Annotated in this window: 11 protein-coding genes; 4 read left to right on the top strand and 7 right to left on the bottom strand. The window is 37.9% G+C overall.

Annotation, left to right across the window (positions count from 1 at the left end):
• Positions 1–92 precede the first annotated feature (92 nt).
• From bamJ to NBH01_RS07445, 3 genes are all read left to right on the top strand, one after another.
• A complete protein-coding gene (bamJ, locus tag NBH01_RS07455) occupies positions 93–494 on the top strand; it encodes a BamJ family beta-barrel-assembly machinery protein (protein ID WP_250700053.1) in 402 nt (133 codons plus the stop codon).
• Positions 495–509: 15 nt separating this feature from the next.
• The gene (locus NBH01_RS07450; RefSeq protein ID WP_010537464.1) at positions 510–1,067 is read left to right on the top strand and encodes a TlpA family protein disulfide reductase; all 558 of its coding nucleotides are present in this window, start codon (positions 510–512) and stop codon (positions 1,065–1,067) included.
• A 1,185-nt stretch (positions 1,068–2,252) separates the two neighbouring features.
• Positions 2,253–3,170 (top strand): HEPN domain-containing protein, encoded by a 918-nt coding sequence (locus NBH01_RS07445; RefSeq protein WP_061474238.1) that lies wholly within the window; start codon positions 2,253–2,255, stop codon positions 3,168–3,170.
• A 54-nt stretch (positions 3,171–3,224) separates the two neighbouring features.
• Here NBH01_RS07445 and NBH01_RS07440 read toward each other — a convergent pair whose 3' ends face one another.
• The 7 genes from NBH01_RS07440 to NBH01_RS07410 form a co-directional block, all read right to left on the bottom strand.
• Positions 3,225–4,280, bottom strand: coding sequence for an endonuclease/exonuclease/phosphatase family protein (locus NBH01_RS07440; protein ID WP_008760485.1), 1,056 nt, complete (start codon positions 4,278–4,280; stop codon positions 3,225–3,227).
• 119 nt (positions 4,281–4,399) lie between these two features.
• On the bottom strand, positions 4,400–4,753 hold the full coding sequence (locus tag NBH01_RS07435; RefSeq protein ID WP_008766711.1) for a DUF1622 domain-containing protein: 354 nt from the start codon (positions 4,751–4,753) through the stop codon (positions 4,400–4,402).
• A 171-nt stretch (positions 4,754–4,924) separates the two neighbouring features.
• The gene (locus tag NBH01_RS07430) at positions 4,925–6,208 is read right to left on the bottom strand and encodes a zinc-dependent metalloproteinase lipoprotein (protein WP_008760487.1); all 1,284 of its coding nucleotides are present in this window, start codon (positions 6,206–6,208) and stop codon (positions 4,925–4,927) included.
• Positions 6,209–6,322: 114 nt separating this feature from the next.
• Complete coding sequence (locus NBH01_RS07425; protein ID WP_008760488.1) at positions 6,323–6,718, bottom strand: hypothetical protein; 396 nt, start codon at positions 6,716–6,718, stop codon at positions 6,323–6,325.
• A 138-nt stretch (positions 6,719–6,856) separates the two neighbouring features.
• Complete coding sequence (locus NBH01_RS07420) at positions 6,857–7,069, bottom strand: hypothetical protein (RefSeq protein WP_008760489.1); 213 nt, start codon at positions 7,067–7,069, stop codon at positions 6,857–6,859.
• 674 nt (positions 7,070–7,743) lie between these two features.
• Positions 7,744–8,754, bottom strand: coding sequence for a GGGtGRT protein (locus NBH01_RS07415; protein WP_008760490.1), 1,011 nt, complete (start codon positions 8,752–8,754; stop codon positions 7,744–7,746).
• A 19-nt stretch (positions 8,755–8,773) separates the two neighbouring features.
• Positions 8,774–9,475, bottom strand: coding sequence for an iron-sulfur cluster assembly scaffold protein (locus tag NBH01_RS07410; protein ID WP_005677723.1), 702 nt, complete (start codon positions 9,473–9,475; stop codon positions 8,774–8,776).
• A gap of 238 nt (positions 9,476–9,713) precedes the next feature.
• On the opposite strand from NBH01_RS07410, the gene NBH01_RS07405 reads away from it, so the two are divergent.
• Positions 9,714–10,118, top strand: a complete 405-nt coding sequence (locus NBH01_RS07405; RefSeq protein WP_008760491.1) for an HsmA family protein — start codon at positions 9,714–9,716, stop codon at positions 10,116–10,118.
• Positions 10,119–10,607 lie beyond the last annotated feature (489 nt).

Here is a 10,607-nt window from a genome sequence, read left to right as displayed (position 1 = left end):
ATGAGGTTTTATGATTCAACAAACAAATATACAGTTTTTATGGAAGAATTCTCTTAAATCTGCTTACTTTTGTACATTCAAATCATGTATTTATGGGAAGAAAGCAAGAATATAAAGAGACGAATTTGGAGTTCTTAAAAGAATTGTCATCGCAGGAAGGTGTTTATGCCTTGCCTTGCGGCATCTATTATAAGGTTTTGGAGACCGGTACGGGGACTGTTTTTCCTAATGTGCGGAGTATTGTTACCGTTCATTATAAGGGGAGTCTGATTAACGGTCGGGTGTTCGATAATTCTTATGAACGTAATTGTCCGGAAGCTTTCCGCCTCTGCGATGTAATAGATGGTTGGCAACTGGCGCTCCAACGGATGCGTGCGGGAGATAAATGGATCATCTATATACCTTACACGATGGGATACGGAACCCGTGCATCCGGTCCGATTCCGGCTTTTTCGACATTGGTATTTGAGGTAGAGCTTTTGGGAGTTACATAACTAACGAAGAAAGATATGAAAGTGGAAATAAGAAGCAAAGTGGTGATATTGCTATGTATCGTTCTGGCAGTTTTTTCTTCCTGTATCACGGACGATGATGATGATAGGGGAGACTTTGCTCTTGTTGCCGGTGACGCCCTTCCTCAGTTTTCGGTAGAGATGAGTGATGGGGGAATGTTGAATACGCAGTCATTTAGCGGGAAGGTTGGAGTGATTGTCTTTTTTCATACGGATTGTCCGGATTGTCAGAAAGAACTTCCGGTTATTCAGAAAGTTTATGATACATATAAAGAGAATCCGGATGTATTATTGTCTTGTATCAGCCGTTCGGAATCGGGCTCTGAAGTACAAGCCTATTGGGAAAAACATTCGTTTACCTTGCCTTTTTCCGCTCAGAATGATGATGCTGTCTTTTCGCTTTTTGCTTCCCATACCATTCCCCGTATATTGATAACAGACAAGGAGGGGATTATTCGTGCTGTATATACAGATGATCCTTTGGCGACCTATCAAGAATTGGCAAAAGATATCGATGCTGTCCTAATCGATAAGTTGTCCGGGAATGAACGATAGCTCATTTGTTGCAAATCAACAGGTGGTTTAATCTGGCTTTTTCTATTATTTGTTTTCATTCTTATAGACTGGTGAAAAACTTGTTTGTATCATATATTTACGATATTCCCCGGGAGATTAACAATTTTTATGTCAGTAAATGCAGGGTGGAACGGCAGAAGACTGAAAAAATAAAAAAGATGATCTCTTGATTGATTATCAGGATTTTAATTGTTGTGCTATCCCTACAGAAAAGTAAATCTACTGACACTACTGACAACTGACACCTTAAGGCCTCTTTACAGAGAATACATCCAAGAGGAATGGATGAGTATGTAAATTAAAATGCCTTTAAATAACTCTTAATCACTGAAGTTCCGCAAATTCTTTATATTATTGACAAACAGTAGTATCTCAATTGGGAGTGACTAAAAAGTCGGTAGTATCTTAATTCTCCTCCCAGGAGGGAGGGGAATTAAGATAGTTTGGATAACGCAAAAGTAACTTGCGAAACTTGAATTAATCATAGTTTACTAATAACTTTGTCATCACTGGAAGAAAGAAGCCTATTCAACGCTGTTGAAATTGTATTCCTACCTTCGTCCGGTTATTCATATTTGTTGTAGTGTATATATTTACAAATGAATGAATGGAAAAGTACTGCCACTAAATGTTCCATACTGACAGAGTGTGCATGAAATTAATATTTTAGATGTTTATAATGTGTTGATAATTAGTAATGTATGCAAACGGAAAAAGAAATGTTATTACTAAAGAAACGCTAAAGTGGCAGTTGTCAGTGTCAGTAGGGAATAAAGGACTTTTTAATGGTGCAAATAGTATACATATGTGAGTGCGGAAGAACAGAAATACAAAGAGAAAAGAACGAAAAGTGAAAGGAAATGAGGCAGAGGAGTGTAACGATTGAAGTACTTGAAGAGGGAAAATGATGTACAAGAATGTAAGAAGTCAAGTACTGGAGTTGAGAGTTTGAAGTACTTGAGTTGGAAGTATGAAGTACGAGAAACTGCAAGATGAAGTACAAGAGTTGATGGGAGTAAGTACTAGAATCAATGGAATGAAAAATAGCAGACATGCCATTTCTTAGTATAACACACTATCAAAGTCTTGAAAAAAGCGTTTCAATACAATCATTAATACACTGATTTAAGTTATCTTTGCGGTTAAGAATAGATGATTGTCATTATGAAAAGATCAATAAAGCGTTTGCCCAAACGCACACAGGAAGAGTTGGCAGTGCTGCAAGAACTGATATTGCAGTACCTTGTGAATGTACGTATGATTATCCTCTATGGGAGTTATGCACGTGGAGAATATGTCATTTGGGATGAAACATACGACGAACGAGGTGGACTTACTTACTACCAAAGCGACCTTGATATTCTGGTGATATGTGATACGGGCGATGCTATTAAAGCGGAGAATCATGCGAACGCCTTTGTTGTTCCTAGGTATGATAAACGAATGGAAGGAAGGAGACATCCTGCACCACCTCAGATCATTGTTGAAAGCACGACAACTTTTAATCGGGCTATCCGAAGGAAACATTATTTCTTTTATGAGGCCTTAAGAGACGGCATTCTGTTATATGATGACGGCACGTTTCAGATTGGCAAACCGGAGAAGTTGCCGTATCGGGAAATAAAGCAATATGCGGAGGAAGAATATGCAGGATGTTTCGACATGGCAGAGGGATTATTAAGACATGGAAAATTGGCTCAAGTGGAAAAAGAATATAAATTAGGTTCATTCTTTTTACATCAAGCTTGCGAACGTTACTACAAGACGTATATGCTTGTCCATAGTGGCACTCGCCCTAAATCCCATAAATTGGAAGTGTTGGGCCCGATGGCTAAAAGCCGTTCACGAGGTTTTGCTAATGTATTTCCAGTTAATACTCCCGAAGATAGAGAAGCGTTCGATAAATTATGTCGGGCGTATATCGAAGCTCGGTACAACCGACTATTCACTGTCAGTGAAGAACAATACGAATACATGCTGGCACGAACGGAAGCATTGCGCGAGGTGACTATTCGGGAGTGTGCCGCACGCATTGCGTATTATGATAAGATGATAGAGAAGGAAGAGAATTCTCTGATTTGAAGCTTTGGAATTTTAGGGTGACGCACGATGAAAGTCACCCTACTCAATATACTATTACCGTTTCTTCCGAATCTTAAATGTAGCAAGATTACCTTTATGGTCGCTGGGCCAAATACAAGAAGGCGTCAGAATCTTATCTTTAGAATCATTTTCTGTTATTTTTCCCCGGACAACTGTTTCGGAGGGACCTACCAACTTACTATTCTTCATGGAAAGCATCGACTCCAATGGATAATAATAAATGAAATCAATCCGGTCACGTTCGTCTGCTTCAGGCGCCCAAGCCAACTTTTCCAGTTTAGCCTCTTCTGCGAGTTTGTTTCCGGCTGGGAATGTAAAACCGGGATATCGAACTGTATTGGGATATTTTTCGCGATATGTATCTTTGAATCCTGCTTTGCTCAACATCATTGAGCAGTCCCAATGAATGACAGCCCCATTATGATCCCACAAATCCTTTGTATCTGCCTGCCAGTCTAAATGAGAGGGCTCATTAAAATCTCCTCCCATGATTATCGGGCGGCCTTGTTGAATGTCAGATTGTACTTCCTGAATAAAAGCACGGATGGTTTCATCCCGGAAAGACTGTCTGTTTGCTTTCAAGACTTCTTCTTCATCCGTTATCGGCTTATCCATTTTCTTCCAGGTAGTACCATTATATCCACGTGGCATATAGCATTGATAATGCCGGTAGTCCAAATGACAAGAATAGAAAGATACGGGTTGGCCTTCGATTGTTGCAACCATTTTCACCATAGCACGACCTTCGTCACCAGGTACGATGCAGCATTTGGTCCAACTGTCCGGCTTGAATTTACTCAAAACACCGATTGCAAGATCAAACGTTTCACCATAGTAATGTTTTCCTCTCTTCTCCAGCTCTTCGATCACATGAGGGATAAACTGTTTTCCGTCTCTGATTTCGCACAGAAAAACGACATCCGCATCCATCTGATCCAGTACATCAATAATGCCTTGATCTCCGTTGGGTACTTTAGTACATCCATGCCACAGGTTTAATTGGAAAACGGTAAAAGTGTCTTTCGCTTTTGCATGGCAAACATTGACCAGACAAAACAAGCAAAGTAATAATAGTAAGTTCTTTTTCATTTCGTGTCCTTTATATTCTTTGGAATTTCAGTCATTGTGAAATTCATTGATATATTCCATACCATAGGTCATTAAGAATTCATGCAAAAGTAATACATTTTTTATTTATTCCAATCTATTTATGTGCTTTTTGAATTTTCTTCTTCGGCTAGTTCTTTTATTTCTTTATTCAGAAAGACTGATAATACAGTTCTTACTATAACTACACCTCCTAAAATAGCCAGTTCGTCTAAAGTCGGGTCTACTACGGTCTTTAGTATGTCTGATGCAATTAGAAATTCTAATCCCAATAAGAGGTAACTGCCGAAATCAGCTCTCAGCTGCCGGACATTATTGATGGTATAGGTTCCGTTGATCCGTTTGAATTCGTTACGGAGAAAAGCGATGAATCCTACGAATACTCCATAGGTTACAATCAATAAACTGATTACGCCAATGATGGTGGCCAGTATGTTTAAAAATGTCAGTAGCATCGTTTCATGATGTTTGGTTATATTGTAATAACAAGTTATCCTGTATAAAAGTTTTGTATTGTGATGTAGAAAACGGATAATTAGTTGTAATAGTCAAGACTTGTTCTGACATTTGACTACTATGGAGGAACAGTCGATGAAATACTTGCTGCCCCGTTTTACCTGATTATGTTATTTCATTATACATATTGGCAAATTCAATCTGCCTTGTACGCCTCTGGTATCTATTCTGCTTTCTTTGGGACCTGGAATCAGTGGGCTATAGTTTAAGATATGGCGTATTCTTTTTCGTTGTTCTAAAGTTATTTCATTATAAAAGCAATATGCATAGTCCATAATGTTGTGTGCTTCATATTCTCCTTTTTCACAGCTATATCGTTTAGCTAAATCTTTTAATTGATATTTATTCTGTTTATCCAAATTGTTAAGCCATTGTTCATACTCACTACGGTTATAACTGGGAGTATCTTTGCAATAATCCGTATCGGTACACATTGAAGTGGTCCCTCCTTCTGAGAATACATGACGTAATCCTAAATAGTGTCCGAGTTCGTGTGCTAATGTTATTGCAGCATCGTTTTGATTAATTCTTTCATCTGTACTTTGCTCATAAATATATGAACTATTGATCGATATACAATATGGGAAACTCAAATTCTCTAAAGTGATCCACGAAGCTGATACCTGTTGAGTCCCTTCTAAAAAAAAGTCCTTTAAACTATATGGAAATGTAGATATGCCTAAAATCTGCGAATCCGTAAAAGGATATACCATTATGTTAATGTATTCATTGGGTTCCCATAGTAAAGATGTATATTTTCCTGTATTATCTCTCATAAACTTTTCGCAATCAATAGGAAGCTCATTAAATGGCACTCTTTCTACTCCAGGTTCTGGTAATGTGGTTCCATTCTTATCTTTGGTTGCTAATACAAATTCGAGATTTATATCAATTCCACATTTTTCAGATTGATAGAAATGGTTAGTTCGCACTAATACATCTTTTAAATGGTCTTCTTTTATATATTGATTTATGTCATTTTCGTTTTGATAAAGAACATGGAAAATAACGGGTAATTGATAGTGTATTTTATCTAAATCTGGATTAACTTCTCCTTTTTGTTGTGAAATCTTGATTGTTTGGTTTATCCCTTGGGCGGATATGATTAGATTAGTTTGTCTGTTTGCATGTTTGGTGTTAGCTAGAATTTTTATAGTAAGTATATCGTTTCCTTCTCCTTGATATTTGTCTGGTATGCACCAATCAGCTGAATTTGCGATGATCCATTCAGAATTAGATGTGATAGCAACAGTTATTTTCCCTCCGTTATTGTCGATGTTGCGGAAGATGTTTTGTGAAATTTCAAGTTTTATATCATCGATTTTCTCCGAATGATCACAGCTTGTGGCTAGAAATAGTAATGTAAAGAGAATAGTGTTATATACAATTTTCATAGCTTTTATTTATAAAAGCCGTAATTTCTCATTTTCAAGAAAAGGGAAATTACGGCTTTGGGATATTTGTAACCTTTACTGAATTTCTACTTTTACTGTAAAGATTGGTGGGCTTTAATCACGAGTTCCGGTAAAAGTGGTCATACTTCCTGCATTATTAAGGAAACTTATAGTCATTGCTTTACCTGTAACAGTTATGTTGATACCAGATGAGCTTTCGCTTGAAAGAATGTATTGATTGCCTTCTTTAGTAACATTGTAATTTTCACTACCGTTATCTGTGTAGAAGTCAGCGGTAACTTTTACTACAGAAGAAGATACTTTGGTGACAGTGACTACATATGCATCAGCTGTAACATTAGTTCCAACTTTGAGTTTACCTGTATAAACTCCTGCTATGCTGGCACTGAAATCACCAGACGTTTCATCATCATCATCTCCACATGATACAAATGACAGGCTTGATATAAGCACAATCATCAACATACTTAAAATTCTAAATTGTTTCATCTTTTTTGTTTTTAATGTGTAATCTTTTTAGTCATATACTTTGGTTGTCTTAAAAAACTTTGCAAAGATACATGCTCTTTAAACATAAATATCCTTTTAATTGTTGCTGTTTTATATACAAGGTTGTAGAAGATATTTCTATGTTCTGTTGTTATATATATCAGAATATATTTGGAAGAAATTGTATTCTAATATAATGGATATACGTAACAACAGTTCTGTATCTAAGCTCTGTCTTCTAAATATATTATATACATTAGTTCGATCGCAATAGAGTCGTCTTGCGAACCATGTGACCGAGCGTTCTTGGCGATGGAGCTCTTTTTCAATAATTTGTCCGATGTGTGTCATACTGGATTATTTTCGAGAGTTTATTTTATGTAATTCTTTATTTTCTAAAATTCTCTCTTTATATCCTCTTCTCTTTTTAATAATTTATGGATATTATTATCTCATTGCAAAGATATGTTATAAGCTGGTTCATGGTAAGAATTTGTTGTAGAGAACTAAACAACGATAGTGTAGATTATTTGTAACAATCATCATCTTTTTTATAAAAATAGGAGAGTGCCTTATAAAAAATACTCTCCTGTATAATAATAAGTAACTTTTATTACTTAGCTAAGGCCTGAGCTACGTTTACAGCGCAAGCCACAGTGCAACTTACCATTGGGGGGTACCAATTCCCAAGAATCCTATCATTTCGGCTTCTTGTAAACTATAGCAATCTGTTATTAATCAATACTATAATAGTTATTCATAAATGATTTGAGTTGGCAAAAGATATTAACTCTTCGATTTGCCCTCTCTCATAGCTTTCTGCTGGTTCAAGCGTTCCTGCTGCTTCTTTTGATTATGATTTTATGTAAATGTAGCTTTCATTGTATATAAATCTATCATTCAACAATTCTAAATGATAGGTGAGATAAGGTATCTGAAACTGCCATCTACTTCAAATTACCACAAATAAAAAACTCCTGTAATCACATGGACTACAGGAGTTTATTTATATAATGTAACTTTAATTACTTAGCCAAAGCCTGAGCTACGTCTACAGCACAAGCCACTGTACATCCTACCATCGGGTTGTTACCAATTCCCAGGAATCCCATCATTTCTACGTGAGCAGGAACTGATGAAGAACCAGCGAACTGAGCGTCTGAGTGCATACGACCCATTGTATCTGTCATACCATAAGAAGCCGGACCAGCTGCCATGTTATCGGGGTGAAGAGTACGGCCTGTACCACCACCGGAAGCAACTGAGAAGTATGGCTTACCAGCCAATACACGTTCTTTCTTATAAGTACCGGCAACCGGGTGTTGGAAACGAGTCGGGTTAGTAGAGTTACCTGTGATAGATACGTCTACGCCTTCTTTCCACATGATAGCTACACCTTCGCGAACATCGTCAGCACCGTAGCATTTTACTTTTGCACGAGGACCGTCAGAGTAAGCGATTTCGCGAACTACTTTCAGCTCACCAGTGAAATAATCAAACTGAGTCTGAACATAAGTAAAACCATTGATACGAGAGATGATCTGAGCAGCGTCTTTTCCAAGACCGTTCAGGATGCAACGCAATGGCTCTTTACGTACTTTGTCTGCTTTTGCAGCGATTTTGATAGCACCTTCAGCAGCAGCGAAAGATTCGTGACCTGCAAGGAATGCGAAACATTTAGTTTCTTCGCGAAGCAACATAGCAGCCAGGTTACCATGACCGATACCAACCTTACGGTCGTCAGCTACAGAACCCGGGATACAGAATGCCTGCAAACCGATACCGATAGCTTCAGCAGCTTCAGCAGCGTTTGTGCAGTTCTTCTTAAGAGCAATTGCAGTACCTACCACATAAGCCCATTTTGCGTTTTCAAAACAGATAGGCTGAGTTTCTTCACACGTTTTATAAGGATCAAGTCCGGCAGCTTCGCAGATTGCGTTAGCTTCTTCGATGTCTTTGATGCCGTTAGCGTTCAAGGCTTCAATGATACCTTTGATACGACGGTCTTGGCTTTCGAATTTTACTTCTCTAATCATAGTTTCTTTCCTCCTTATATTATTCGTGACGTGGATCAATGTGTTTAACTGCTCCCTGTTCTGCTGTTACACGACCATAAGTACCTGTAACTTTCTTCAATGCTTCGTTAGCATCAGTTCCCTTCTTGATTTCATCCATGAATTTACCCATGTGAACGAATTCGTATCCACAGATTTCATCATTCTTATCCAAGAAGATATTTTTGATGTAACCTTCAGCCATTTCAAGGTAACGAGGACCTTTAGCCAGAGTACCATAAAGGGTACCTACCTGGCTGCGCAGACCTTTACCTAAGTCTTCCAGACCTGCACCGATAATCAAACCACCTTCAGAGAAAGCAGACTGAGTGCGTCCGTAAACGATTTGCAGGAAGAGTTCGCGCATAGCTGTGTTGATTGCGTCGCAAACAAGGTCAGTGTTCAGTGCTTCGAGGATTGTTTTACCCGGAAGGATTTCAGCAGCCATAGCAGCTGAGTGAGTCATACCGGAACATCCGATAGTCTCAACTAAAGCTTCCTGGATAACGCCTTCTTTAACATTCAGTGTCAGTTTACAAGCACCCTGCTGAGGAGCACACCAACCGATACCGTGTGTCAAACCTGAAATATCAACGATTTCTTTAGATTTTACCCATTTGCCTTCTTCGGGTATGGGAGCCGGTCCGTGGTTAGGACCCTTCTTTACAACACACATGTGTTCCACTTCGTGTGAATAAGTCATAATTAGCTCTTTTTTTTAGTGATATAATTAAAAATACGTAGTCACGATTCTCTAAATCGCCCACAAAGGTAGTCGATTTATTTGTTTCTGCAAATCGCCATATCTTACTTTTTTGTGAAAAGTGACAAATCCGTTTACGTTTTTTCTTCGTTTGCTAAGTCGGGATTGCATTTGTGAAAGATTGCTATGCGTCGAACTATCTATTCGTTGCTTTGTTGTTATCTGAAATATAAATTTTATGGAACTCAATCAGGTTGATATACATTATTTGATAGCGGCAATCTGCGTTATTTCATCTGCATTGGTATTTTATACTATCGGTGTATGGGGAGAAAGGCTGCAAAAGAAACTGAAGTTATGGCATATTATTTTCTTTCTTTTAGGATTGGTGTCCGATGCAGTCGGGACCAGCCTGATGGAGCATATTGCCGAATTAACGCATTTGCATGATGAAATCCACACGGTAACGGGGACGATTGCCATTCTTCTGATGTTTGTACATGCTTCATGGGCGATATGGACTTATGTGAAGGGATCTGCCGAGGCGAAAAGGCATTTTAATCGTTTTAGTATCGTCGTTTGGTGCATTTGGTTAATACCTTATTTAATAGGTATGGCCATAGGAATGCATTTACATGCATAAATAGTTATATGTTTTTGCATTAGATAGACTTAAAAGAGTTCCTTCTTTCAGCTAACTCCTGCAAAGAAAAAAATATTTTAGTCTCACGGTCTCACTGTTTTTGTGTAATCTACATATAATTAGTATATTACAGAATGAGAGATACTTCTCAAATAGGTATCTCTCATTATTTTCTCCCTAGAATCGCTTCATTTCAGTCTATCCCTCACTCTTTTTGGGGTATCTCTCATTCCATTTCTTTGCCTTTTACGTAAGTAGTTGCCAAATGGATCTCGCATCTTGGTTGCTGTTTACTTGTTGTTTATATATTATGTTACTTATCTCTATGGCATTTGATGCCTTTATTCGTGTGTTATTTTACCGACATGTCTTACCCTGGATTTGGTTGACTACTATAAGTATCAACTAAAATGAATAAAAGATGAAAAAGAGTGACATGACCTTTAGTCCTTATCAGCTTGAACTTCTTGGCGATTTCTATCGTTCGAA

Source organism: Bacteroides sp. B1-V-101, from assembly GCF_023656585.1.
Lineage (GTDB): Bacteria > Bacteroidota > Bacteroidia > Bacteroidales > Bacteroidaceae > Bacteroides > Bacteroides thetaiotaomicron.
Note: the sequence above shows the minus strand (reverse complement) of the source record. Positions and strands in the feature narration are given on the sequence as shown.